This is a genomic window from Fructilactobacillus sp. X2R1C1 (assembly GCF_059901435.1).
In genome coordinates, this window is record NZ_JBWXUV010000052.1 from 1 (window position 1) to 341 (window position 341).

Annotated in this window: 1 protein-coding gene; it reads right to left on the reverse strand. The window is 32.3% G+C overall.

Annotation, left to right across the window (positions count from 1 at the left end; all coding sequences use genetic code 11):
• On the reverse strand, positions 1–322 hold a 322-nt coding region (locus AC6UDG_RS07465; RefSeq protein WP_500706956.1), incomplete at its 3' end, for a helix-turn-helix domain-containing protein.
• Positions 323–341 lie beyond the last annotated feature (19 nt).

Here is a 341-nt window from a genome sequence, read left to right on the forward strand (position 1 = left end):
CTGTTACACCATCTTTTTCAAAATCTTTGGTCCATTTCCAAACCTGAGTTGAATTTAAATTAAAGTGCGCTGCCACCTTAATAATTCCCATTTCATGAGTTTTATAGTAGTTTATCACACCTAATTTAAACTTAGTTGAATACTTTTTATGAACCCGGCGGGTTCTAAGTGCTGACATTCCTTGCTGATTGGCTAATTCAATCCAGTGTCGAATTAGAGAAAAGTCAAGTTGGTATTTCCGTGATAATGCTTTTATTGAAATATTGCCTAGCTGATACTCATTAACTATTTGAACTTTAAAAATATTTGAATACTTACCCATAAAAAAATACCCCATTATT